At 61.6% G+C, this 22,538-nt stretch carries 26 protein-coding genes; 14 read left to right on the forward strand and 12 right to left on the reverse strand.

Annotated elements, in window-relative coordinates; translation table 11 throughout:
* Nucleotides 1-90 precede the first annotated feature (90 nt).
* From KGA96_RS10475 to KGA96_RS10490, 4 genes are read right to left on the reverse strand one after another with little or no spacing between them, the layout of a single operon-like run.
* On the reverse strand, nt 91-609 hold the full coding sequence (locus KGA96_RS10475) for a DUF3299 domain-containing protein (RefSeq protein WP_223466760.1): 519 nt from the start codon (nt 607-609) through the stop codon (nt 91-93).
* Nucleotides 610-620: 11 nt separating this feature from the next.
* Complete coding sequence (locus tag KGA96_RS10480; protein WP_223466761.1) at nt 621-1,886, reverse strand: ABC transporter permease; 1,266 nt, start codon at nt 1,884-1,886, stop codon at nt 621-623.
* A 1-nt stretch (nt 1,887) separates the two neighbouring features.
* Nucleotides 1,888-2,598, reverse strand: coding sequence for an ABC transporter ATP-binding protein (locus KGA96_RS10485; protein ID WP_046041635.1), 711 nt, complete (start codon nt 2,596-2,598; stop codon nt 1,888-1,890).
* A 31-nt stretch (nt 2,599-2,629) separates the two neighbouring features.
* Entirely contained in the window at nt 2,630-3,220 is a 591-nt protein-coding gene (locus KGA96_RS10490) for a DUF2796 domain-containing protein (protein ID WP_046041636.1), read from the reverse strand.
* 135 nt (nt 3,221-3,355) lie between these two features.
* Between KGA96_RS10490 and KGA96_RS10495 the strand changes: the two genes are divergently transcribed.
* Nucleotides 3,356-3,703, forward strand: coding sequence for a hypothetical protein (locus tag KGA96_RS10495; RefSeq protein ID WP_223466763.1), 348 nt, complete (start codon nt 3,356-3,358; stop codon nt 3,701-3,703).
* Here KGA96_RS10495 and trxA read toward each other — a convergent pair.
* From trxA to KGA96_RS10510, 3 genes are read right to left on the reverse strand one after another with little or no spacing between them, the layout of a single operon-like run.
* Nucleotides 3,700-4,572: a thioredoxin gene (trxA, locus tag KGA96_RS10500; protein WP_046041638.1), complete on the reverse strand. Its 873-nt coding sequence runs from the start codon at nt 4,570-4,572 to the stop codon at nt 3,700-3,702. The two genes, KGA96_RS10495 and trxA, sit on opposite strands and share 4 nt — an antisense overlap.
* A gap of 39 nt (nt 4,573-4,611) precedes the next feature.
* Nucleotides 4,612-5,268 (reverse strand): class I SAM-dependent methyltransferase, encoded by a 657-nt coding sequence (locus tag KGA96_RS10505; protein WP_046041639.1) that lies wholly within the window; start codon nt 5,266-5,268, stop codon nt 4,612-4,614.
* Nucleotides 5,265-5,729: a YbaY family lipoprotein gene (locus tag KGA96_RS10510; RefSeq protein ID WP_046041640.1), complete on the reverse strand. Its 465-nt coding sequence runs from the start codon at nt 5,727-5,729 to the stop codon at nt 5,265-5,267. Before KGA96_RS10510 ends, KGA96_RS10505 begins: the two co-directional genes overlap by 4 nt.
* Nucleotides 5,730-5,856: 127 nt before the next feature.
* Between KGA96_RS10510 and nrdR the strand changes: the two genes are divergently transcribed.
* The 12 genes from nrdR (at nt 5,857) to KGA96_RS10570 (ending at nt 14,870) form a co-directional block, all read left to right on the forward strand.
* Complete coding sequence (nrdR, locus tag KGA96_RS10515; RefSeq protein WP_003228656.1) at nt 5,857-6,321, forward strand: transcriptional regulator NrdR; 465 nt, start codon at nt 5,857-5,859, stop codon at nt 6,319-6,321.
* On the forward strand, nt 6,318-7,451 hold the full coding sequence (ribD, locus tag KGA96_RS10520) for a bifunctional diaminohydroxyphosphoribosylaminopyrimidine deaminase/5-amino-6-(5-phosphoribosylamino)uracil reductase RibD (protein WP_046041641.1): 1,134 nt from the start codon (nt 6,318-6,320) through the stop codon (nt 7,449-7,451). Before nrdR ends, ribD begins: the two co-directional genes overlap by 4 nt.
* A gap of 47 nt (nt 7,452-7,498) precedes the next feature.
* On the forward strand, nt 7,499-8,176 hold the full coding sequence (locus KGA96_RS10525; protein WP_046041642.1) for a riboflavin synthase: 678 nt from the start codon (nt 7,499-7,501) through the stop codon (nt 8,174-8,176).
* Between the two features lie 16 nt (nt 8,177-8,192).
* The gene (gene ribBA, locus KGA96_RS10530) at nt 8,193-9,284 is read left to right on the forward strand and encodes a bifunctional 3,4-dihydroxy-2-butanone-4-phosphate synthase/GTP cyclohydrolase II (protein WP_007984459.1); all 1,092 of its coding nucleotides are present in this window, start codon (nt 8,193-8,195) and stop codon (nt 9,282-9,284) included.
* A 91-nt stretch (nt 9,285-9,375) separates the two neighbouring features.
* Nucleotides 9,376-9,852, forward strand: a complete 477-nt coding sequence (ribE, locus tag KGA96_RS10535; protein ID WP_003228649.1) for a 6,7-dimethyl-8-ribityllumazine synthase — start codon at nt 9,376-9,378, stop codon at nt 9,850-9,852.
* The gene (gene nusB / locus KGA96_RS10540; protein WP_003185935.1) at nt 9,849-10,349 is read left to right on the forward strand and encodes a transcription antitermination factor NusB; all 501 of its coding nucleotides are present in this window, start codon (nt 9,849-9,851) and stop codon (nt 10,347-10,349) included. Before ribE ends, nusB begins: the two co-directional genes overlap by 4 nt.
* Nucleotides 10,350-10,527: 178 nt before the next feature.
* Nucleotides 10,528-11,493, forward strand: a complete 966-nt coding sequence (thiL, locus tag KGA96_RS10545; RefSeq protein ID WP_046041643.1) for a thiamine-phosphate kinase — start codon at nt 10,528-10,530, stop codon at nt 11,491-11,493.
* Nucleotides 11,490-11,993, forward strand: coding sequence for a phosphatidylglycerophosphatase A (locus KGA96_RS10550; RefSeq protein WP_007970166.1), 504 nt, complete (start codon nt 11,490-11,492; stop codon nt 11,991-11,993). Before thiL ends, KGA96_RS10550 begins: the two co-directional genes overlap by 4 nt.
* A 53-nt stretch (nt 11,994-12,046) precedes the next feature.
* Complete coding sequence (locus tag KGA96_RS10555; protein ID WP_223512712.1) at nt 12,047-12,802, forward strand: substrate-binding periplasmic protein; 756 nt, start codon at nt 12,047-12,049, stop codon at nt 12,800-12,802.
* A 234-nt stretch (nt 12,803-13,036) separates the two neighbouring features.
* A complete protein-coding gene (ribA, locus tag KGA96_RS10560) occupies nt 13,037-13,654 on the forward strand; it encodes a GTP cyclohydrolase II (RefSeq protein ID WP_046041645.1) in 618 nt (205 codons plus the stop codon).
* Nucleotides 13,651-14,070 carry a hypothetical protein gene (locus KGA96_RS10565; RefSeq protein WP_046041646.1) on the forward strand — a complete coding sequence of 140 codons (420 nt, stop codon included), beginning with the start codon at nt 13,651-13,653 and terminating at the stop codon, nt 14,068-14,070. Before ribA ends, KGA96_RS10565 begins: the two co-directional genes overlap by 4 nt.
* Nucleotides 14,070-14,870, forward strand: coding sequence for a cobalamin-binding protein (locus tag KGA96_RS10570; RefSeq protein ID WP_223512714.1), 801 nt, complete (start codon nt 14,070-14,072; stop codon nt 14,868-14,870). Before KGA96_RS10565 ends, KGA96_RS10570 begins: the two co-directional genes overlap by 1 nt.
* 149 nt (nt 14,871-15,019) lie before the next feature.
* On the opposite strand, the gene KGA96_RS10575 is transcribed toward KGA96_RS10570, so the two are convergent.
* The 5 genes from KGA96_RS10575 to KGA96_RS10595 all read right to left on the reverse strand — a co-directional run bounded on the left by KGA96_RS10575 (nt 15,020) and on the right by KGA96_RS10595 (nt 21,465).
* Nucleotides 15,020-16,903 (reverse strand): TonB-dependent receptor domain-containing protein, encoded by a 1,884-nt coding sequence (locus tag KGA96_RS10575; protein WP_223512716.1) that lies wholly within the window; start codon nt 16,901-16,903, stop codon nt 15,020-15,022.
* A 157-nt stretch (nt 16,904-17,060) separates the two neighbouring features.
* Nucleotides 17,061-18,959: a 1-deoxy-D-xylulose-5-phosphate synthase gene (gene dxs, locus KGA96_RS10580; RefSeq protein WP_046041649.1), complete on the reverse strand. Its 1,899-nt coding sequence runs from the start codon at nt 18,957-18,959 to the stop codon at nt 17,061-17,063.
* Nucleotides 18,960-19,050: 91 nt separating this feature from the next.
* Nucleotides 19,051-19,938, reverse strand: a complete 888-nt coding sequence (locus KGA96_RS10585) for a polyprenyl synthetase family protein (protein WP_046041650.1) — start codon at nt 19,936-19,938, stop codon at nt 19,051-19,053.
* Nucleotides 19,935-20,177 (reverse strand): exodeoxyribonuclease VII small subunit, encoded by a 243-nt coding sequence (locus KGA96_RS10590; RefSeq protein WP_007970180.1) that lies wholly within the window; start codon nt 20,175-20,177, stop codon nt 19,935-19,937. Before KGA96_RS10590 ends, KGA96_RS10585 begins: the two co-directional genes overlap by 4 nt.
* A 142-nt stretch (nt 20,178-20,319) precedes the next feature.
* Nucleotides 20,320-21,465: a Fic family protein gene (locus KGA96_RS10595; protein ID WP_223512728.1), complete on the reverse strand. Its 1,146-nt coding sequence runs from the start codon at nt 21,463-21,465 to the stop codon at nt 20,320-20,322.
* Between the two features lie 279 nt (nt 21,466-21,744).
* Between KGA96_RS10595 and KGA96_RS10600 the strand changes: the two genes are divergently transcribed.
* Nucleotides 21,745-22,536 (forward strand): YfaP family protein, encoded by a 792-nt coding sequence (locus KGA96_RS10600; protein ID WP_223466771.1) that lies wholly within the window; start codon nt 21,745-21,747, stop codon nt 22,534-22,536.
* Nucleotides 22,537-22,538: the final 2 nt, after the last annotated feature.

The raw sequence follows: 22,538 nt of genomic DNA on the forward strand, positions 1-22,538 counted from the left end.
TCAATGAAAGTGGGAAGGGGTTGGATTTTATGGTGTTTTTGCTGGCCTCATCGCGAAGAGGGACTGACAGACAGCACAAAACCACCGGAATCACTCCGGCAATTCATACAGGTAAATCTTTTCCGCCTCCATCTGATACCCGGCATCCGCCAACTCGCTGGTGGACGCCTTGACCTGTAACGCGCCTTCGATCCAGTAAGGCTGATACAACTCGTCGAGCTTCACGCCGACTTCGCTCTTGACGTGCACGATCTGGTTCGACGGCGGTGGCGGCACATGGATGCAGGCGCCGAAATACGGTACCAGCAGAAACTCCGTGGTGCGGCCTTCCTCGCTCACTTCCAGCGGCACGATGTAGCCCGGCAGGCGAATGTTCTGGCCGTCGAGGGTCTTGACCACCGGTGCGTTGGGCATGTCCTGTTTGGCTGCTGGTGCCGACTCTGCCGAGAGCGTGCTGCTCATCTGCGACAGATCGTGCAGCGGCGTCATGTTCGGCACTTCTTTCGGCGCGTCAGGCGGGATCATCTCCGACCAGGTCAGGTCTTTTGGCTGTGCGGCCCACAGGGGCAGGGCGACCAGCATCAACAGCGAAAGTACAGCGCGGGGCATTTTCAATGTCCTCATAAGCGGATCGACAGGCCATCGGCCAGGGATTGGCGATAGGCGCGCCAGGCCGGCACGCTGCCCATCAGCAGCGCGGCGATCAGGATGCCACCGAGCAGCGTCCATTCATACTCGCTCGGCCACGAGAGCGGCAGGAACAGGCCGTAGTTGGCTTGCACATAACCCTGGGCCGCCGCGATGCACACATACAGCAACGCCACGCCGGCGATCACGCCCGACAGCGCCAGCGCAAAGGCTTCGAGCACCAACAGCGTCGCGATGTGCCAGGGGCGTGCGCCCACCGAGCGCAGGATCGCCATTTCCCGGCGGCGTTCATTGAGGCTGGTGAGAATGGCGGTGAGCATGCCGATCAACCCGGTCAGCACCACAAACAGCGAGACCACGAACAAGGCTTTTTCCGCGGTGCCCATCAGACTCCACAGCTCTTGCAACGCCACACCCGGCAGGATCGCCAGCATCGGCTCACCACGGAATTCGTTGATTTCCCGCTGCAGGGCAAAGGTCGAAATCTTGTTGTTGAGGCCGAGCATGAACGCGGTGATCGCTTGCGGCGTCAGGTCCATGTTGCGCGCCTGATCGGCGGTGATGCGCCCCTCGCCCCGGGCCGGCACGCCGTTGTGCCAGTCGATGTGAATCGCTTCCATCCCACCGAGGCTGATGTGCAGCGTGCGGTCCACCGGGGTGCCGGTGCGCTTGAGAATGCCGACCACGGTGAACGGTTTGTCGTCGTGCTTGACCAGGCTGATTGCCGCCACGCCGTGGGCCAGCACCAGTTTGTCGCCGAGATTGTAGTGCAGTGCATCGGCCACTTCGGCGCCGAGAACCACTTCGAACGGGTCAGTGGCAAAGGCCCGGCCATCGGCCAGTTCCAGGTGTTGTTGGCGTCCGTATTGATAATGCTCGAAGTAGGCTTCGGTGGTGCCCATCACCCGGTAGCCGCGATGGGAGTCGCCGAGAGACATCGGAATCGCCCACTTCACTTTCGGGTTGCTGGCGAAGTGTTCGAAGCTGTCCCAGCGGATGTTGTTGGTGGCGTTGCCGATGCGGAACACCGAGTACAGCAACAGGTTCACCGAGCCGGAGCGGGCGCCGACGATCAGGTCGGTGCCGCTGATGGTGCTGGCGAAACTGGCCTTGGCTTCGGTGCGCACGCGCTCCACTGCCAGCAACAGGCACACCGACAAGGCAATGGCGAACGCCGTGAGGATCGCGGTGAAGCGACGGTTAGCCAGGCTGGCCATGGCTAGACGAAACAGATACATCTCAGACCTCGGACGGGGTAGCGGCGCGATTGAGTTCGGCCAGCGAAAGGTTGTGGTCGAACAGCGGCGCCAGGCTCTGGTCGTGGCTGACGAACAACAGGCTCGACCCGGCTTCGCGGCACTCGGCGAACAGCAGGCGAATGAAGTTCTCGCGGGCGTCGTAATCGAGGGCCGAGGTCGGCTCGTCGGCGATAACCAGTTCCGGTTGCCCGATTAGCGCGCGGGCGGCGGCGACTCGTTGCTGCTGGCCGATGGAAAGCGAGTCGGCGCGGCGACCGAGGATGTTTTCATCCTTTAAACCCAGGTGGGCGAGCAGCGTGGCGGCGGCTTTGTCGACACTGCCGTGGCGTTGTTTCGCCCGTTCCGCGCGCAGTTTCGAGAAGTGGCAGGGCAGTTCGACGTTTTCACGCACCGACAGAAACGGCAGCAGGTTGAACTGCTGAAAGATGTAGCCGGTGTGATCGACGCGGAAGTGGTCGCGGGCGCCGGCCGAAAGTTGCGTCAGTTCCTGGCCGAGCAGGCGGATGCTGCCGCGATCAGGCTTCTGCACGCCGCCGAGCAAGCCGAGCAGGGTGGTCTTGCCGCTGCCGCTGGGGCCTTTGAGGAACAGGGTCTCGCCGCGCTCCAGGCGAAACGCCGGGATGTCCAGCAGCGGCGGGTGACCGGGCCAGCTGAAGCTCAGGTCGGACAGTTCGATGAGTGCTTGGGTCATGTGAAACCGGTCTGGTTGGTGGTGAGTGAATTCAGAACTTCAGGGCCGCAGCCTTGGCCGTCACATCAACCCCTTGCTGCCCGCTCGGACCGATCAGTTGTACCTGAATTTTTTGGGTGGCTGGGAAGCTGGTGAAAATATTCGCCAGGTCCAGCGACTTCAGTGCCGCAGGCGTGGCGCAGGTGAACTGATAGCGAGCGTGGATTTCGCTGTGATCGTGATGATGTTCGTGGCCGTCTTCGTCCTTGGCGTCTTCATCGTGATCATCGTCGGCATCGGGCTTGTCGCCGAACAACGGGCTTTCCAGTTCCTGGTTCTCTACCACGCAACCGGCGGCTTTTGGCAGGTTGAACAGGGCCAGTGGTTGCTCAAGTTGTGCGCGGGTGGCGGTGACTTTGGCTTTGTCTGCGTCGCTGGTGGCGACGTGCTCGAAACCCACCAGGTTCATGGCCGGGCTTTCCAGCTCCAGCTCCAGGGTCTTGCCATCCAGCACCGCGTTCAGGCGTCCCACGCCATGTTCGTGGGCACCCAGGCTGCCATGCTCATGATCGTGTTCGTCGGCGGCATGGGCGATAGCCAGCGGCAACATGGCAAACGGCAGGGCGAGAAGCAGACGACGCATGACGAGTCTCCGAAAAGTAAAATGAAGAAATTGTTATGTAATCTTATAACGTAAGTGCGGAGAGTTTGACTGCCCGCTTGGCGTTGCACAAGTCCCATGGGAGCATGCCGGGAAGAAATGTGCGGGAGCAGACCTATGTTGCGAATTCGCGGAAGCATCGGCGACTGGCCGGTGGATTTGACCCTGGAGATGGACGACGCGGACTGGGCGCGGCTAGGGGCGCAGTTGCAGGTGGAAAAATCCCCTGTCAGCGCGCCAGCGGCGAAACCGCTGAATCCGGATGATGCGCTGTGGCAGATCGCCAGGGATTTGCTGCGCAAGGCCGGGCAGTTGAGCGGGCCGGACTTGCTCGATCAACTCGAAGGCCTGACCGGGAGCGCGGCGGCGGGCAAGCGCCTGCTGGTGCGTTTGCGCCATAGTTCGGATGTGAAGGTAGTGAGCGGCGGGGATACGCCGCTCTACAGCTGGATCGAGACGGCTTAGTACAGCGCGGCAAACAACTTGCGGCGGTAGGTACTCACCAACGGATGATCATTGCCCAGCAACTCGAACACCTGCAGCAAGGTCTTGTGCGGCAAGCCTTCGTTGTAGCTGCGATTGCGGATGAACAGCTTCAGCAAGGCATCCAGCGCGGCATCGTACTGCTGACGGGCCAGTTGCTGGATCGCCAGTTGATAGACCGCCTCATCGTCCAGCGGGTCTTTTGCCAGCCGGGCCTTCAGGTCGGCGGCATCCGGCAAGTCCTTGGCCAAACCGAGAAACTTGATCTGTGCCTTGGCGCCAGCCAGCGCGGCCTTGTGCTCGTCGCTCTTGACCGCATCCAGCACGGCTTGCGCTTCGCCCAGTTCACCGCGCTCGGTCAGGCAGCGGGCGTAGAGGATCAGTGCCTTGGCGTTGGTGTTGTCTTCACCCAGGATCACTTTGAGCAGCGCTTCGGCATCGGCAAAGCGGCTGTCATCGAACAGCGCCTGGGCTTGTTCGAACGGATCGGCAGCGGCCGGTGGCGGCATCTGCACATGGGGTTCGAGCAGGGCGCGCACGGCGGATTCCGGCTGGGCACCGGCAAAGCCGTCTACCGGCTGACCGTCCTTGAACAGCACCACGGTCGGCAGGCTGCGGATGCCGAAGCGGGCGACGATGTCTTGTTCGAGGTCGCAGTTGACCTTGGCCAGCAGCAACTCACCCTGATAGCTCTCGGCAATGCTCTGCAACATCGGCATCAGCACTTTGCAGGGCGCGCACCATTCGGCCCAGAAATCCACCAGCACCGGCTTGTGGAAAGAGTTCTCGATCACCGACTGGTCGAAATCGGCAGTCGTGGCGTCGAAGATGTACGGCGTTTCCTGACTCATGGGCAATCTCGTAAAAGCGTGAATGGGGCAACTATACGGTCAGGCGCGGGCGGCGTGGTAGAGGCTCACATGCCGAAACTCGTGGGGCTCGGCCAGATCCGGTAGGGTCATCGCCTCCAGCATCTCTATGCGCCGGTATAACGGATGGCGGAAGTCCCGCACTCGGGAATCCGCCACCAGCGCCTCTCGGCCGCGGCTGAGGAACTGGTCGAGCAGCGGCAGGTTGGCCCGGTCGTACAGCACATCCGCCACCAGGATCAGATCGAAGCGATCAGCCTCGGCGAAAAAATCCGTCGAGTAGTTGAGCTCTACGTCATTGAGCTCGGCATTGGCCCGACACGCGGCAATCGCCAGCGGGTCGAGGTCGCAGGCCAGCACTTCCAGCGCCCCGGCCTTGGCAGCGGCAATCCCCGCCACGCCAGACCCGGCGCCAAAATCCAGCACACGCTTGCCTTCGACCCAATGCGGGTTGTCAGCGAGGTAACGGGCCACGGCCAACCCGCTGGCCCAGCAAAAGCTCCAGTACGGTGGCTCATGCAGGATGCGCCGGGTTTCTTCCGGGCTGAAGGCGCGGTCCATGTTGTCGCCGTCGATCAGCCACAACTTCAGGTCGGTCCCTGGTAACTCACAGGCGACCAATTGCGCATCACCGAGTAGTTCACCCAACGCCTTTTGCAGGTCGAGCGGTGCATTCATGGGGCTTTGACGAATTGCAGTTGGCCCAGGGCCTGGGTGGTCGGCTGGGTAATCAGCTGCGACGGCAGGTGCAGGATCAACTGTCCGGACTGGCTGGCGCGGCCTCGCAGTTCAACGCGGGCCCCGGCCGGGAAGGATTCCGGGTTGAAACGCAGGTGAAACGCCAGCACCTGGTTGTTGCCGATCAGGCTGGAACTGGCGAGCAATTGCTGCGGGCGGTTCTTTTCGTCGATCACCAGCAATGCCAGTTCGACTTCAGCGCCGGCTGGAACGCCTTGTAGGGTACCGCTCAGTTCACGCTGATAGGCAGGCAGGGGGCCGAGGTTGGCGGCCTCCCGGGCCTTCTTCTGCGCTTGCTGCGGCGCCGGGCCAGGCGTTGGCGGCTGGGGCTTGGGTGCATCGCTGCCGCAAGCCACCAGCAGGCTGAAAACACTGAGCAAAATGAGCGGACGTAACGACATTGGTGGCTCCATAAAGCTGAATTCCATGGATCAAGTGATCATCCCGTCTGTATACCGCAAACCCTATGGCTTGTCTTGCCACCGGGATGCGCTACCATGGCCCTCCCTTTTTTTGTTGCCTGCCACCATGCACTGTCCCTTCTGCGGTGCCAACGACACCAAGGTCATCGACTCGCGTCTGGTCGCCGAGGGCGAACAGGTGCGCCGCCGGCGTGAATGCCTGGCCTGCGGCGAGCGCTTCACGACGTTCGAGACGGCTGAACTGGTGTTGCCGCGCCTGATCAAAACCGACGGCAGTCGCCAGCCGTTCGACGAAGAAAAACTCCGCGCCGGCATGCAGCGCGCGCTGGAAAAGCGCCCGGTGAGTGTCGAGCGCCTCGAATCGTCGCTGGTGCACATCAAACACAAACTGCGCGCCACCGGCGAGCGCGAGGTCAAATCCCTTGTGGTCGGCGAACTGGTGATGGCCGAGCTGCAGAAGCTCGATGAAGTCGCCTACATCCGCTTCGCTTCGGTATATCGCCGCTTCCAGGACCTCAACGAGTTCCGCGAAGAGATCGATCGCCTGGCCCGTGAACCGGTGAAAGAATGACCACGCCCGCAGAACAAGCCATCCTCGATGCTCATTTCATGGCCCGTGCCCTGGAGCTGGCGCGCAAGGGGCATTACACGACGCACCCCAATCCGCGGGTCGGTTGCGTGATTGTGCAGGGCGGGCAGATTGTCGGCGAAGGCTGGCACGAGCGCGCCGGCGAGCCCCACGCTGAAGTCCACGCCTTGCGCGCGGCCGGTGAGCAGGCTCGTGGCGCCACCGCTTACGTGACCCTTGAACCTTGCAGCCACCACGGCCGCACACCGCCTTGCGCCGATGCACTGGTCAATGCCGGTGTGGCCAGGGTGGTCGCGGCGATGCAGGACCCGAACCCGGAAGTCGCCGGTCGTGGTCTACAACGCCTGGAACAGGCCGGTATCGCCACCGAAAGCGGCGTACTGGAAAGCGAGGCGCGAAAGCTTAACCAAGGTTTCCTGAAACGCATGGAACACGGCTTGCCGTTCGTGCGGGTCAAGTTGGCCATGAGCCTGGACGGGCGCACGGCGATGGAAAGCGGCGAAAGCCAGTGGATCACCGGTCCGGCCGCACGTTCTGCGGTGCAACGCCTTCGTGCCCAGGCCAGCGTGGTACTGACCGGCGCCGACACGGTTCTGGCGGACAACGCGCGGCTGACCGTGCGAGCCGATGAGCTGGGGCTGGATGCCGAGCAAACCGCACTGGCCATGAGCCGCCTGCCGCTGCGGGTGCTGGTCGACGGTCGTCTGCGGGTGCCACTGGATGCACCGTTCTTCAAGGCCGGCCCGGCGCTGGTTGCCACCTGCGTGGCGGTGGAAGAGCAATACGCCAATGGTCCGGAATGCCTGATCGTGCCGGGTTACGACGGCCAGGTCGATCTGCGTCAGCTATTGGTTGAACTCGCAGCCCGTGGCGTCAACGAGGTGCTGGTTGAGGCCGGTCCGCGCCTGGCAGGTGCCTTTGCCCAACTCGGTCTGGTGGACGAGTTCCAGATTTTCATTGCCGGCAAGTTCCTGGGCTCTTCGGCGCGGCCGCTGCTGGACTGGCCGCTCGCGCAAATGAAGGATGCGCCCGAGCTTAAAATCATTGAAATTCGCGCAGTGGGCGATGACTGGCGAGTCATTGCCATTCCTACGTCAACCGCGAGCGTATAATTTCCGGTCAACGCTACAGCGCTGGCTTTGTTCTCGAGGAGAACCTCATGTTTACCGGCATCATCGAATCCATCGGCAGTATTCGTGCATTGACCCCAAAGGGCGGTGATGTGCGGGTTCACGTCGAAACCGGCAAGCTCGACCTGAGCGACGTCAAACTGGGCGACAGCATCGCGGTCAACGGCGTGTGCCTGACTGCCGTTGAACTGCCGGGCAATGGCTTTGCGGCGGACGTCAGTCGCGAAACCCTCGACTGCACCGCCATGAACGACCTGAAAAGCGGCAGCCCGGTCAATCTGGAAAAAGCCCTGACCCCGACCACTCGCCTCGGCGGGCATCTGGTCAGCGGTCACGTCGACGGCGTGGGCGAAGTGGTTGCCCGTACCGAGAACGCGCGCGCCGTGGAATTCCGCATCCGCGCGCCAAAGGACCTGGCCAAGTACATCGCCCATAAAGGCTCGATCACCGTCGACGGCACCAGCCTCACCGTGAACGCAGTCGATGGCGCCGAGTTCCTGCTGACCATCATTCCCCACACCCTGAGCGAAACCATCATGGCGTCGTACCAGCCTGGCCGCCGGGTGAATCTGGAAGTGGATTTGCTGGCCCGTTACCTGGAGCGTCTGCTTTTGGGCGACAAGGCCGCAGAGCCAGGCTCTTCGCAAAAGCCTGGCAGCACCATTACCGAAAGCTTTCTGGCCCAAAACGGCTACCTCAAATCCTGACTCAAGGGGGTGCCTTGTGGCGCTCAATAGCATCGAAGAACTGGTTGAAGACATCCGCCAAGGCAAGATGGTCATCCTCATGGATGACGAAGACCGCGAGAACGAAGGCGACCTGATCATGGCCGCCGAGTGCTGCAAGCCCGAGCACATCAACTTCATGGCCAAGCACGCCCGTGGCCTGATCTGCATGCCGATGAGCCGCGAGCGCTGCGAACTGCTCAAGCTGCCGTTGATGGCCCCGCGCAACGGTTCCGGTTTCGGCACCAAGTTCACCGTATCGATCGAAGCGGCCACCGGTGTGACCACCGGTATTTCCGCCGCCGACCGTGCGCGCACTGTGCAGGCTGCCGCCGCCCGTGATGCCAAGGCTGAAGACATCGTCAGCCCGGGCCACATCTTCCCGCTGATGGCCCAGGCCGGCGGTACCCTGGCCCGTGCCGGCCACACCGAAGCGGCGTGCGACCTGGCGCGCATGGCCGGTTTCGAGCCGAGCGGCGTGATCTGCGAAGTGATGAACGACGACGGCACCATGTCCCGTCGCGCCGAGCTGGAAGCATTTGCCGCCGAGCACGATATCAAGATCGGCACCATCGCCGACCTGATTCACTACCGGATGATCCACGAACGTACCGTTCAGCGGATTGCCGAGCAGCCACTGGACAGCGAACTGGGCCAATTCAACCTGGTGACCTATCGTGATTCCGTGGAAGGCGACGTGCACATGGCGCTGACCCTGGGCAACGTGTGTGCCGAAGAACCGACCCTGGTTCGGGTGCATAACATGGACCCGCTGCGCGACCTGCTGATGGTCAAGCAACCGGGCCGCTGGAGCCTGCGCGCCGCCATGGCCACGGTTGCCGAGGCCGGCAGCGGTGTTGTGCTGTTGCTCGGTCACCCGCTCGATGGCGACGTGTTGCTCGCGCACATCCGCGAAACCGCCGATCACGCCGCGGTGAAAAAACCGACCACCTACAGCACTGTCGGTGCCGGTTCGCAGATCCTGCGTGACCTCGGCGTGCGCAAAATGCGCCTGATGTCGGCACCCATGAAATTTAATGCGATATCCGGTTTCGATCTGGAAGTTGTAGAATACGTGCCCTCCGAATAATGACCGGTTGTTTCCGGCCTTGAATTCGCGGTTCAAATATCACCGAGGGGCGCGTACGAGACGCGTCCCGGCTCTTTAAGAGATCTATCGAATGACCCTGAAGACCATCGAAGGTACCTTCATCGCCCCTAAAGGCCGCTACGCTCTGGTAGTGGGCCGTTTCAACAGCTTCGTCGTTGAAAGCCTGGTCAGCGGTGCAGTTGATGCCCTGGTTCGCCACGGCGTGAGCGAAAGCGACATCACCATCATCCGCGCGCCTGGCGCCTTCGAAATTCCGCTGGTTGCGCAGAAAGTCGCCCAGAAAGGCGAATTCGCGGCAATCATCGCCCTGGGCGCGGTCATTCGTGGCGGCACTCCGCACTTCGAATACGTGGCTGGCGAGTGCACCAAGGGCCTGGCCCAGGTGTCCATGGAGTTCGGCGTTCCGGTCGCTTTCGGCGTCCTGACCGTTGATTCCATCGAGCAAGCCATTGAACGTTCCGGCACCAAGGCCGGGAACAAAGGTGCTGAAGCTGCCCTGTCCGCTCTGGAAATGGTCAGCCTGCTGGCGCAGTTGGAGGCCAAGTGATTAGCGACGAAAGCGATCGTTTCAACCCGCGCGATCCAAAGCCTGCGGATGCCGGCAAGCCATCGAAAAGCGTCAAGCGTCGCGAAGCCCGTCAGCTCGCAACCCAGGCGCTGTACCAATGGCACATGGCCAAGCAGTCGCTGAACGAGATCGAAGCGCAGTTCCGGGTCGATAACGATTTCAGCGATGTCGACGGCGCGTACTTCCGCGAGATCCTGCACGGGGTTCCGCAGTTCAAGACCGAAATCGACACCGCGCTCACGCCATGCCTGGACCTGACCATCGAAGAGCTGGACCCGGTTGAACTGGCCGTTCTGCGCCTGTCCACCTGGGAGCTGCTCAAGCGCGTCGACGTGCCGTACCGCGTTGTGATCAACGAGGGTATCGAACTGGCCAAGGTCTTCGGTTCCACCGACGGTCACAAGTTCGTCAACGGTGTGCTCGACAAGCTGGCCCCGCGTCTGCGTGAAGCTGAAGTCAAGGCGTTCAAGCGCTGATTAGCGCTTGGATCTAGTGTCCTGTCTCGCCGATACGTTCGTTTTTTAGCGAGTGACTGGTGTTGTCAGACAAGGCGCCGCGACGAGTCATAGCGTGCTATGGCGAGGAGCGGCAACGCAGTATGGCGACACCAGACGCCGCTAAAAAATGAACAGTATTGGTGAGACAGGATACCCAATGGGTGAGTTTGAGCTGATCCGCAATTTCTTCGCCGCCGCGCCTTGTGCGCAGGGCGGCGAAGGCGTTGCCCTCGGGATTGGCGATGACTGCGCCTTGCTGGCTGTTCCCTCCGGGGAACAGATGGCGATCTCTACCGATACGTTGGTGGCCGGCGTGCATTTCGCCGATCCCTGCGATCCGTTTCTGCTCGGTCAGCGCTCGCTGGCCGTTGCGGTCAGCGACCTGGCCGCCATGGGCGCTACCCCGATTGCCTTTACCCTTGCCCTGACCTTGCCGACGGTGACCGCCGATTGGCTGCAAGCCTATGCCCGAGGTTTGAACCAGATGGCGCGAAGCTGTGGCGTGGCGCTGGTGGGCGGTGACACGACCCGCGGGCCGTTGAGCCTGACCATGACCGTGTTCGGGCGCGTGCCGGCCGGTCTGGCGCTGACCCGCAGCGGTGCGCAACCGGGCGACCTGCTGTGTGTCGGCGGCAACCTGGGCAATGCCGCCGGTGCCTTGCCCTTGGTGCTCGGCCAGCGCACAGCCGAAGCGAGCATTGCCGAGCCGTTGTTGGCGCATTACTGGTCGCCGCAACCGCAGCTCGGCTTGGGTCAGGCGCTACGGGGCAAGGCCACTTCGGCAATGGATATCTCTGACGGACTGCTCGCGGATTGCGGGCATATCGCGCTGGCGTCGAAGGTCGGTATCGAGGTCGAGCGGGATCGTTTGCCGCTGTCGCAGAGCCTGGTCGACTTTCTCGGCCAATCGGATGCACAGGTTGCGGCCTTGAGCGGCGGCGACGATTACGTCCTGGCCTTCACCTTACCGTCCGTCGAGTTGCCGCTATTGCTGGCCGATGGCTGGCCGATCCATGTGATTGGGCGCGTCGTGAATGGGCAAGGTGTGACACTGCTGGATGCCAACGGACAAGACATCACCCCGCAAGCCCGGGGTTATCAACATTTTCGGGAGTCACCGTGACAGATCATCCCAAACAGGTTCCGGCGGAATTCGTACCGCCGTCGGTCTGGCGTAATCCATGGCATTTCCTGGCGTTCGGCTTCGGCTCCGGCACCTTGCCAAAGGCGCCTGGCACTTGGGGGTCGCTGGTTGCGCTACCCTTTATTCCGTTGTGGCAAATGCTGCCCGACTGGGGTTACTGGCTGATGCTGGGCATCACCATGCTGTTCGGCTTCTGGCTGTGCGGCAAAGTGGCCGACGATTTGCGGGTACACGACCATGAAGGCATCGTTTGGGACGAAATGGTCGGGATGTGGATCACCCTGTGGCTGGTGCCGGAAGGTTGGCAGTGGTTGCTGGCGGGTTTCTTGATGTTCCGCTTCTTCGACATTCTCAAGCCATGGCCGATACGCTGGATTGACCGGCACGTACATGGCGGCGTCGGCATCATGCTCGATGATGTCCTGGCCGGGGTGTTCGCCTGGTTGGCGATGCAGGGACTGGTGTGGTTTTTCGCCTGACCGGGGATTTCCAGGCGTTGATCATGAGAGCTGTTTATCGGGGGAAGCGGGGGATGGCTGTACGCGGATTGATGGTGATGGCGTTCGCGATGTTTTGCTCTTTTGTCCAGGCGGGGGGAGGGAGTGCTGCGCCACCGTCGGTGATTCATCTGGCCAGCGAAGACTGGGAAGACTACACCGCCGCTGACGGTCATGGACTGGGTTGGGACGTGCTACGGCAAGTGTTCGAGCCGGCGGGCGTCAAGGTCGACATCCGCACCGAACCCTACTTGCGTTCGCTGGGCCTGGCCGAACGTGGCGAAGTCGATGCCTGCGTCGGATCCTATCGTGACGAGTCCGAGGGTGTGCTCTATCCCCATTGGAGCTTCGACACCGATCACATCTATGCCCTGGGCCTGGCCAGCAGTCCGGTACCCACCCCGCAAACCCTGGGCAATTATCGACTGGCCTGGGTGCGCGGCTACGACTACCAGGATTACTTGCCCAATGTGCGCCACTTCGACGAAGTGCAGCGGCGTACCGGCATCGTGTCGATGCTGACCCACAATCGCGCCGACTTCTACATCGATGCCCTGACCGAAGTCGATTACGTCATCAACCGCGCCAAGGATCCGTCCCAGCTGCGGCGCACCCATATCGCCGAGTTGCCGCTGTATCTGTGCTTCGCCAAGACCCCGAAGGCGCGCACGTTAATGGCCCTGTTCGACCAGCGCATGGAGCAACTGGTGAAACGCGGCGAGCTGAAACCGATTTTTGAACGCTGGAAACAGCCGTATCCGTTTGATTCGAATGCTTCCCAGAGCCGATGACCGACACAGAACCCTGTGGGAGCGAGCTTGCTCGCGATGGCAGACTTTCCGTTGACGAATACGCTGCTGATACACCGCAATCGCGAGCAAGCTCGCTCCCACAGGGTATGTGCCGGGGCGTATATCAAACATTTTGATAGTTATCGCCGATAATTCAGCCTAAGCGTCCTCCGGAACCTGCTGTTACAATGCCGGCTCTGCGAATCTTCAGACTTTTAGATCAGGAGCACACCGGTGCCTGTCGCTTTTGTCGCCGCTTGCAAGCTGCCAACACCTTTTGCGCAATTCACCATGCATGGCTTTCTCGATGAAGCCACCGGCCGCGAGCACGTTGTGCTGAGCCTGGGTGAGTTCGATGACGGTGCCCCGGTACTCGGCCGGTTGCACTCCGAATGCCTGACGGGCGATGCCCTGTTTAGCCAACGTTGCGACTGCGGCTCGCAACTGGAAGCTGCCTTGCAGGCCATCGCCCGTGAAGGTCGTGGCGTGTTGCTCTACTTGCGTCAGGAAGGCCGTGGCATTGGCCTGCTGAACAAGATCCGCGCCTATGAGCTGCAAGATGGCGGCGCCGATACCGTTGAAGCCAACGAACGTCTGGGCTTTGCCGCCGACCAGCGTGACTACGCCATGTGCCTGCCGATGCTGGAGCACATGGGCGTGAAGTCCCTGCGCCTGATGACCAACAACCCGCGCAAGGTCAAAGCCTTGACCGACATGGGGATCGTGGTCGCCGAGCGCGTGCCGCTGCACACCGGCCACAACCCGCATAACCGACTCTACCTGGCAACCAAGGCAAGCAAGCTCGACCACATGATGGGCAATGAGCATCAGGGCGAGGTTGACCGGGCGTGACCCGCGGTCAGGTGCGGCGGCGACTGTCCGTCAACTGGTGGCAATACCTGGCACTGGCCTTGTTGCCGCTGTTTGTGATCAATGCGCTGTTCGGCCAGGGCGAAGCCATTCTGCCGGTGCTGGCGATGCCGTTGTTCATCGCCGGAGTCGCCTCGATGTTTGTCAGCCTGAAGTTTTTCGGCGCCTACAAACACGCGCTGATCGCCACCCAGAAAGCCCTCGATACCCCTGACGAACCTGCCGCCTGGATCAGTCTGGCGGCCAAGCGGCGCACCGCATTCCTGGCCGCCGGGCTGCCGGCCTGGATCGGTGCGCTGGCGGTGTTCGTCGGTCTCGAAGCCGTGCCGCTGATGCTGCTGGCACTGTCGACCGCCGTGCTGTTCTACCTCTACCGTATTCCGCGTCAACTCGGTTGATGCGCGCGCTCTGGCTGGCGGTGTTGCTGCTGGCCGCCAGTGGCCCGGCCATCGCGGTCGAACGGGTTGTCAGCCTCGCACCGTCGCTCTCTGAAATCGTCGTTGAATTGGGTTCCGCCGACCTCTTGGTGGGTGTGCTGGACGCTGGTGAACGACCTGCCGAACTCAAGGACCTGCCTTCCGTTGGCCGCTATGGCCAGCTGGATATGGAGCGCTTGCTCAGCCTGAAACCCGATCTGTTGCTGCTATGGCCTGGTAGCGTCGGCCCGGCCCAGCGTGACCAGCTCAAGCGACTGAATATTCCCACCTACGTCGCCGAACCCCACAGCCTGGACCAGCTTGCCGCACAGATTCAGACCATAGCCGCTCAGCTCGGTCGACCTGAGCGCGGAATTTCATTGGCCAGCGATTTACGCCAGCGGCTGGATGAGTTGCGTCAGCGCTATCGCCGGGACAAGCCGTTACGAGTGTTCTATCAAGTCTGGGATCGGCCGCTGTACACGGTTGGTGGTGAACAGATCATCAGCGATGCGCTGGAGGTCTGCGGTGCGCAAAACGTGTTTGCCGACCTGAAACTGCCGGCACCGCAAGTCAGTGTGGAAGCGGTGTTGCAGCGCAATCCCGAGGTGATTCTGGCCAGCGAACAGGCGCAGCTCGATGCGTGGAAAGCCTGGCCGCAGGTGGCGGCCGTGGCACAGGGACAGTTGCGCCTGGTGACGGACAAGGGCCTGGAGCGGCCGAGTGGGCAGATGATTGAGGCAACTGCCAAACTCTGCCAGTTGATTGCACCGAATTTGTAACTGTGGCGAGGGAGCTTGCTCCCGCTGGGCTGCGAAGCAGCCCAAAAACTAACACTGCAATTTGTCTGATTGCCCCGGTCAGCGTTGATTGCGACTGCTACGCAGTCGAACGGGAGCAAGCTCCCTCGCCACAATGATTCGCGCCAGCCTCAGCTCTCCGGCGTCCAGGTCACCCCGAACATCCACGCCCGACCTTCCTCGCGATACCCGTACTGGCTACCTTGGAAGCTGTACAGCGCCCGGCTGTAACCCTTGTCCAGCAGGTTATCGACCTTCAGCTCCAGTTGGACTTCACGATTGAGCTCCCAACTGCTGCGCAGCCCCAACAAGGCATAACCATCCAACGGTTGTTGATTGTTCAAGTCGTCAAAGCTGCTGCTGACCGCTTGCCAACTGGCGCCGAGGCCCAGGCGATCGAACTGACGGTCCAGATCCCAGCTCAAGGTGCGCCGCGCGCGACGGGCCAGGGTGTGGCCCGTGTCACGATCTCGTGGGTCGATGATCGCCACGCCCAGATTGCTCTGCCAGCCGAACAGTTCCTGCTTCAGCGCGGCTTCGAAGCCGTTGATCCGCGCCGAGGCGACGTTTTCAGGGCGTGAGTTGCTGCCGAAAATGATCGCGTCTTCAAGGTCGGTGCGATACAGCGACGCCTCCAGGCGACTGTTCTCGGTCAATTGGCTGCGCCATTGCAGCTCATAGCTTTTCGAGGTTTCAGGCTTCAGGTCGGGGTTGCTGAAGTCCGGGTAGTACAGGTCGTTGAACGTCGGCGCGCGGAAGCCTTCGCTGTAGGTCAGCAGCACTTCGTTGTCCGGGTTCAGCGGCAGGGTGAAGGTGCCACTCCAGGTGTTCTGGCTGCCGAACTGCTGGTTATCGTCGTGACGCAGGCCCAACTCCGTGGAGAAACTGTCTGCCTGAAAGCGATGCTGGATAAACGCGGCTCGGTTCCAGCGGCTGTCTTCGTCGAACGCCGTGGTGCTGTTGATCCGGTCTTCGTACCAGTCACCACCGAGCATCAGGCTGTTGCGCTCGTTGAGCGTCAGGTCGTTCTGCCAGGTCACCGAGTCGCGATAGGTGTTGAATACGGTGCGTTCATCGCTGAGCTTGTCGAGGGTCTTCTCGTGGTTTTCACTGTGGCCGACATCAACGCGGGTTTTCCAGAGATCGTTGATCCGTGCATCGACATAGCTGCTGACACTGCTCACATCGAAGTCGCTGTAGGGCTGTTGCTGGACCGACTCGAACGTATTCATGTCGAAGCGGCCGAACGGGTTGTCGAACTCGCTCTTGCCACGGTTATCCAGCAGGTTGGCGCCGACTTCGATGTCTTCCGTCAGGGCGTGACTCAGGCTCAGGCTGAGCGACTTGTTACGATATTCGTCATGGTCGCCATCACTGGGATAGGACTCGTGGGTGCGATTGATCCCGGCGGTTTCGTCGAGACTGGCGCCCAGGTTGAAGCGGGTTCGCTCATCGCCACCGGACAGGCCAAGGCTGCGCTCCCAGGTCTGGTTGCTGCCAAAACCCGTGTGCAGGCGCGGTTGCAGGCCTTGTTCGCCACCGCGGCGGGTGAAGATCTGGATCACCCCGCCAATCGCATCGCTGCCATAAATAACCGAGCGGGAGCCGCGCAACACTTCCACGCGCTCGACCTGCTCGATATTGATGTGTTGCAGGTTGCTGTCGCCGGAGGTCGAACTGCCGATGCGTTGGCCATCCACCAGCACCAGGCTCTGGGCCGACTGGGTGCCACGGATGTAGACACCCGGAATGCTGCCGCGCCCGCCGGACTGCGAGACTTGCACACCCGGTACCCGCCGCAACAGGTCAGTGACGCTATCGGGTTGCAGGCGATCGATGTCTTCGCGGGTGAATACGGTGTTGGCGGCGCTACTGTCGTTACGCGCTTCGACCTGGCGGTTGGCGCTGATCAACACGTCGGGCAGCTTCAGGGCCTGGTCGCGTTCGAAGGTGTCGGCCAGCAATTGACCGGCCGGCAGCAGGGTCAGCGTCAGGGCGAAGGGGGAGAGTTTCATGGGGAGTCCGTTGGTGCTTTGAGGCGAATACAGTTTTGATAGACGCTGAAAACCACTGTGGGAGCGAGCTTGCTCGCGATAGCGGTGTATCAGTCAGCATTTGAGTCGACTGACAGGCCGCCATCGCGAGCAAGCTCGCTCCCACAGGGTTTTGCGTTTAGATGTTGAGCAGTTGCAGGCGCTCACGAATGGACGCTTCGATTCCCGCCTCATCCAGACCGCACTCAGCCAGCATTTGCGCAGGCTTGGCGTGTTCGACGTAAATGTCCGGCAAGCCCAGGTGCAGCACCGACTTGAGGATGTTTTCGCGGGCGAGGAATTCGCTGACCGCGCCACCGGCGCCGCCCATGATCGCGTTTTCTTCGACGGTCACCAGTAGCTCGTGGCTGCCGGCGATTTCGCGAACCAGCGCTTCATCCAGCGGCTTGACGAAACGCATGTCGACCACGGTCGCGTCCAGCGTCTCGGCGACTTTCAGGGCTTCGGCCAGTTGCACGCCGAACACCAGCAGGGCGACTTTGCTGCCCTGGCGGCGGACTACACCCTTGCCGATCTCGATCGGCTCGAGGTCTTTCTCGATGGTCGCGTTCGGGCCGTTACCACGCGGGTAACGCACCGCCGCCGGGCCTTCATACAGGTGACCGGTGGTGAGCATCTTGCGCAGTTCGTTTTCGTCGCTCGGGGTCATCACCAGCATGCCGGGGATGCAACGCAGGTACGAAAGATCGAAGCTGCCGGCGTGAGTCGGGCCGTCTTCGCCCACCAGGCCTGCACGGTCGATGGCGAACAGCACGTCGAGATTCTGCACGGCGACGTCATGCACCAATTGGTCGTAACCGCGTTGCAGGAACGTCGAGTAGATTGCCACCACCGGTTTCGCGCCTTCGCAGGCCATGCCGGCGGCAAACGTCACCGCGTGCTGCTCGGCAATGGCCACGTCGAAGTAGCGCAGCGGGAAGCGTTCGCTGAAAGCGACCAGGTCCGAGCCTTCCTTCATCGCCGGGGTAATCCCGACCAGGCGTGGATCGGCAGCCGCCATGTCGCACAGCCATTCGCCGAACACACCGGAGTACTTCGGCCCGCTGGCCTTTTTCGGCGCGGCGGCCGGGGCGTCCAGGGGTTCAAGTTTGGTGATGGCGTGGTAACCGATCGGGTCGACTTCCGCTGGGGCGAAGCCTTTGCCTTTCTTGGTGACGACGTGCAGGAACTGCGGGCCTTTCAGATCGCGCATGTTGCGCAGGGTGGCGATCAGGGTCGGCAGGTCGTGGCCATCGATCGGGCCGATGTAGTTCCAGCCCAGCTCTTCGAACAGCGTGCCGGGAACCAGCATGCCTTTGGCATATTCTTCGGTCCGACGGGCGATTTCCCAGGCACCGGGCAGGCGCGACAGCACTTTCTTGCTGCCTTCGCGCATGCTCGCGTAGGTGCGGCTGGAAAGGATCTTCGCCAGGTAGTTCGACAAGCCACCGACGTTGCGCGAGATCGACATGTCGTTATCGTTGAGGATCACCAGCATGTTGGCGTCCACTTCCGGCGCATGGTTCAGCGCCTCGAACGCCATGCCCGCGGTCAACGCGCCGTCGCCGATCACCGCGATCGCCTTGCGCTCGCTGTTTTGCAGGCGGGCGGCAATCGCCATGCCCAGCGCGGCACTGATCGAGGTGCTGGAGTGGCCGACGCCAAAGGTGTCGTACTCGCTCTCGGAGCGGCGCGGGAACGCAGCGACGCCGTCCTTCTGGCGCAGGGTGCCCATGCGCTCGCGGCGACCGGTGAGGATCTTGTGTGGATAAGCCTGATGACCCACGTCCCACACCAACCGGTCGTCCGGGGTGTCGAAGACGTAATGCAGCGCGATGGTCAGCTCGATCACGCCCAGGCCGGCACCGAAATGCCCACCGGTCTGGCCGACCGTGTAGAGCAATTCCAGGCGCAACTCATCGGCCAGGGTTTCCAGCTCGGCTTCGCCTAACCGGCGCAGGCCGTCCGGCGTGTTCGCGCGGTCGAGCAGGGGCGTGGTCGGGCGCTTGCGGGGAATCTCATGAAACGTCGTGGGCATCAGGCGAATCGTTATAGGTATAAAAGATGCGGCAGTTTACCTGATGCTTCGCCCCCTGCCCACGCGTTGGTCTTTTTTGGCGCAATCGCCGTCAGCTGCGGCGATCGACGATATACCGGGCCAGATCGCGCAACGGCTCGGCCGCCGCGTCAAACGGTCGCAGCGCGTGCAGGGCCTGATCGCGCAGTTCCAGGGCATAGGCCTTTGCGGCGTCGAGGCCGAGCAGGGCCGGGTAGGTCGGCTTGTCCCGGGCAATGTCGGCGCCCTGGCGTTTGCCGAGGGTTTCGGTATCGCTTTCGACGTCGAGAATGTCGTCCTGAACCTGGAATGCCAGGCCGATGGCCTGTGCATAAGTCTGCAGGGACTTGAGTTCGTCTTTCTCGGCACGGCCGCTGGCCAGGGCACCGAGCTTGACGCTGACCTCGATCAACGCACCGGTCTTGTGCCGGTGCATGTACTCCAGGGCTTGCTGGTCGAGCTTCAGACCGACCGAGCCGAGGTCGATGGCCTGACCGCCGACCATGCCCGCCGGGCCTGCGGCCAGTGCCAAGGCGCTGACCATTTGCAGGTGGACCTCGGCGTCCAATGTGCTCAGGCGCGGGTCGAGCAGGGCGCTGAAGGCCAGGCTCTGCAAGCCGTCGCCGGCGAGGATCGCGCAGGCTTCATCGAATTTCTTGTGGGTGGTGGGCTGGCCGCGACGCAGATCGTCATCGTCCATCGCCGGCAAATCGTCATGCACCAGCGAATAGGCGTGGATCAGCTCCACGGCACAGGCCGCGCCGTTGGCTTGCTCGGCTTTGCCGCCCAACGCTTCGCACGCGGCGTAGGCCAACAGTGGACGCACCCGTTTGCCGCCATTCATCACGCTGTAGCGCATGGCTTCATACAGACGCGCCAACTCGGGGCCCGGTGCAGTGAACAGGGTTTCCAGAGCCGCATTGACGCGGGCCTGGCTGGTTGCCGAGTACGCTGCAATCATTCTGGTTGGTCCGCGTCGAAGGGTTCCTCGGCCAGCTCGCCATCACGCTCGAGCAGCACCTGAACCTTTTGCTCGGCCTGGGCCAGCGCCGCCTGGCAATCGCGGGTCAGACCGATGCCCTGCTCGAAAGCGGCCAGCGAGTCCTCCAGCGACAATTCGCCATTCTCCAGACGCTCCACCAGCGTTTGCAGGTCGGCGAGGGACTGTTCGAAATCCAGTGCAGCTTTTTTGCGGGCCATGGCGGCGATTTCCGGTTGACGTTAAACCGGCGCGACACTAGCAGATAGGGGGGGTATGGGCAAATGAGCGGGGGGATTTGCTGTCGCAATTTCTGGATGAACAAACACTGTGGAGAGGGAACAAGCTTCCTGTCTACAGGCATCAGGTGTCCGTCGTATCGGGGTATTTGATCTGGTACCGGGTACTGCGCCCACCACCGGGCAGGCGTTGCAGGCAGTCTTTGTTCAGCAGTTCGCTCAGATGACGGGTCGCGGTCGCTTTGGATACTTTGGCGACGGCCTGGTACTGAGCCGCACTGATGCCGTGCTCGAAGCCTCTTTCGCCGCCATCGAGCAAGCGATTAAGTACCTTTGTTTGCTCGGCCGACAGCTCGGATCTCTGGTGTGCCTGCCAGAATCGCGCCTTACCCAGCACACTGTCGATCCGCGTCATGGCTTGTTGCAGGCTGCGCAGAAGAGTTTGCAGGAACCACTCCAGCCACTCAGTGACATCTGTCGTAGCCTTTTGACTGGTTTCCAGCACCCGGTAGTAACCGGTGCGATCCTCAAGAATGCTTGCCGACATTGCGTAAAAACGAATCGCCTGAGCCTCGCCCTGTGCCAATGCCAGATCGGTGATGGTGCGTGTGAGGCGACCATTGCCGTCGTCAAAAGGGTGGAGTGTGACAAACCAGAAGTGTGCGATGCCAGCACGCAGCAATGGGTCGAGTCCGGCCTGGTTTCGGCCGCTCTCAAACCAGTCGAGGAAGATTTCGAGTTGACGCTCAAGGCCCAGTCGAGGCGGCGCTTCGAAGTGCACGGTCGGCTTGTCGAGACGACCGGAGACGACCTGCATCGGTTCGTCGCCTCGCAATGCACCGACACGTATCGCCCGGGCGGCGAGGTCGCCGTCCTGCTCTGGAAACAACCATTCATGCCAGTGCAGCAAGCGATCCAGCGTCAGCGGCTCGGCAAAATGCTGCGTAGCATCGAGCATCAATTGCGCAAGACCTTCACTGCGTTGGCTGACTCTATCGCCATCAACCAGATCCAGGCCCAAGCGTCGAGCCAGCGACGAACGAACGGAGCCGACGTTCAGTTGTTCTCCTTCAATGGCCGAAGAGGTGACGATGTTTTGCAACAACGCATCCAGCTCACTTTGCGCGCTCAGCGAACTGCCCACGGAACTGGCCATGCCCATTAGCCGACCTTGAGCTTGAACGCACTCGCGTAACAAGGGCGCCAGGCGTTCGGCATTCCAGGTGAACCCCGGCCAATCAGGCTGCTGCCATATCCATTGAGGTGTCATGAACTTGATGCTCTAAGTGGGCGGTGAGTCGATTGGAAAGGTTATTCGGCTCACATAATGAGCCGAATATGGCTCGTATTCGGCTCACCGTCCACCCGTTACCGTGATTCCCACCGCAATTTCGGAGCTATCCGATTGTTAAAAAACATCCGAATGGCTAACCTTTGCGCCATCTACGACCCAATAGTCACGGGTCTTTCAGACGAAACGCAGTATTCACATCTGTGACGCGCCCAGGATCAGGCGCAAGGTTTCGTCCTGCATGGCAGGAGGCGTCGCATGCGCTCATTTCTTTTGCTGCTGATCGGGCTGGTTTTCGCGCCTGTGATTCTGGCTGCGCCGAATGCCGAGTTGTCGGAGCCGGTGGGTGGCTGGCGTTACAACGGTCTGCTGGACCGTAGCGAAAACCCGCAAGTCGCCTATCCTACGCCGCCGATTGATCGGGGCGTGCAGCGCAATCGCACGATGATCGAAGGCCAACTGAAGGCCCTCGGCACCCAGCGCGGGCCGCACACCTTGGCGGTCAACGGCAATCCGCTGAACCTCTATACCGACGAGCAAGGGCGTTTTGCCCGGCCCTATGCGTTTGGCGCCGGCTCCAACGGCGTCGAAGTGCGCAGCGCCGAAGGCCAGTCCCTCAAGCGTGTTCAATTCTATGAAGCCAACAACCTGCGCACCCCGGCGCGGATTCGCGTGGTGCTGGGTTGGGATGATCCGAAAGCCGAACTCGACCTGCATATTGTCACGCCCGATGGCCAGCATGCCTTCTGGGCGCACCCGGCCTTGACCAATGGCGGCGGTCTCGACCCTGACGGCGTCGATGGCCCGGGTCCGGAAATGTTCACCATGACCGCACCGCTACGTGGCACCTATCTTGTTTACGTGAACTATTGGGGCAACTTCGGCAGCGGCGGCTATAACTTCGATGAGTCCGGCAATCAGAACGAGGTCATTACCTCGCAAATCAATCTGGTGCTCAACGAAAACACCGTCGATGAAAAACGCGAGACGTTCATCGTGCCCCTGCGCGCAATCGGCGACCTGCTGTTGGTCAAGACTTTCAACTACTAAGC

Origin of the sequence: Pseudomonas sp. GL-R-26 (genome assembly GCF_019947365.1) — a bacterium.
Taxonomy (GTDB): Bacteria; Pseudomonadota; Gammaproteobacteria; order Pseudomonadales; family Pseudomonadaceae; genus Aquipseudomonas.

Coding starts and splice junctions, on each gene's coding strand:
- KGA96_RS10570 (WP_223512714.1), top strand. CDS start 14,070: ATGCGCGCGCTCTGGCTGGCGGTGTTGCTGCTGGCCGCCAGTGGCCCG.
- KGA96_RS10495 (WP_223466763.1), top strand. CDS start 3,356: ATGTTGCGAATTCGCGGAAGCATCGGCGACTGGCCGGTGGATTTGACC.
- trxA (WP_046041638.1), bottom strand. CDS start 4,572: ATGAGTCAGGAAACGCCGTACATCTTCGACGCCACGACTGCCGATTTC.
- KGA96_RS10525 (WP_046041642.1), top strand. CDS start 7,499: ATGTTTACCGGCATCATCGAATCCATCGGCAGTATTCGTGCATTGACC.
- KGA96_RS10480 (WP_223466761.1), bottom strand. CDS start 1,886: ATGTATCTGTTTCGTCTAGCCATGGCCAGCCTGGCTAACCGTCGCTTC.
- KGA96_RS10595 (WP_223512728.1), bottom strand. CDS start 21,465: ATGACACCTCAATGGATATGGCAGCAGCCTGATTGGCCGGGGTTCACC.
- dxs (WP_046041649.1), bottom strand. CDS start 18,959: ATGCCCACGACGTTTCATGAGATTCCCCGCAAGCGCCCGACCACGCCC.
- KGA96_RS10555 (WP_223512712.1), top strand. CDS start 12,047: ATGGCTGTACGCGGATTGATGGTGATGGCGTTCGCGATGTTTTGCTCT.
- nrdR (WP_003228656.1), top strand. CDS start 5,857: ATGCACTGTCCCTTCTGCGGTGCCAACGACACCAAGGTCATCGACTCG.
- KGA96_RS10585 (WP_046041650.1), bottom strand. CDS start 19,938: ATGATTGCAGCGTACTCGGCAACCAGCCAGGCCCGCGTCAATGCGGCT.
- KGA96_RS10590 (WP_007970180.1), bottom strand. CDS start 20,177: ATGGCCCGCAAAAAAGCTGCACTGGATTTCGAACAGTCCCTCGCCGAC.
- KGA96_RS10485 (WP_046041635.1), bottom strand. CDS start 2,598: ATGACCCAAGCACTCATCGAACTGTCCGACCTGAGCTTCAGCTGGCCC.
- KGA96_RS10575 (WP_223512716.1), bottom strand. CDS start 16,903: ATGAAACTCTCCCCCTTCGCCCTGACGCTGACCCTGCTGCCGGCCGGT.
- KGA96_RS10510 (WP_046041640.1), bottom strand. CDS start 5,729: ATGTCGTTACGTCCGCTCATTTTGCTCAGTGTTTTCAGCCTGCTGGTG.
- ribE (WP_003228649.1), top strand. CDS start 9,376: ATGACCCTGAAGACCATCGAAGGTACCTTCATCGCCCCTAAAGGCCGC.
- KGA96_RS10490 (WP_046041636.1), bottom strand. CDS start 3,220: ATGCGTCGTCTGCTTCTCGCCCTGCCGTTTGCCATGTTGCCGCTGGCT.
- thiL (WP_046041643.1), top strand. CDS start 10,528: ATGGGTGAGTTTGAGCTGATCCGCAATTTCTTCGCCGCCGCGCCTTGT.
- KGA96_RS10475 (WP_223466760.1), bottom strand. CDS start 609: ATGCCCCGCGCTGTACTTTCGCTGTTGATGCTGGTCGCCCTGCCCCTG.
- KGA96_RS10505 (WP_046041639.1), bottom strand. CDS start 5,268: ATGAATGCACCGCTCGACCTGCAAAAGGCGTTGGGTGAACTACTCGGT.
- KGA96_RS10600 (WP_223466771.1), top strand. CDS start 21,745: ATGCGCTCATTTCTTTTGCTGCTGATCGGGCTGGTTTTCGCGCCTGTG.
- ribD (WP_046041641.1), top strand. CDS start 6,318: ATGACCACGCCCGCAGAACAAGCCATCCTCGATGCTCATTTCATGGCC.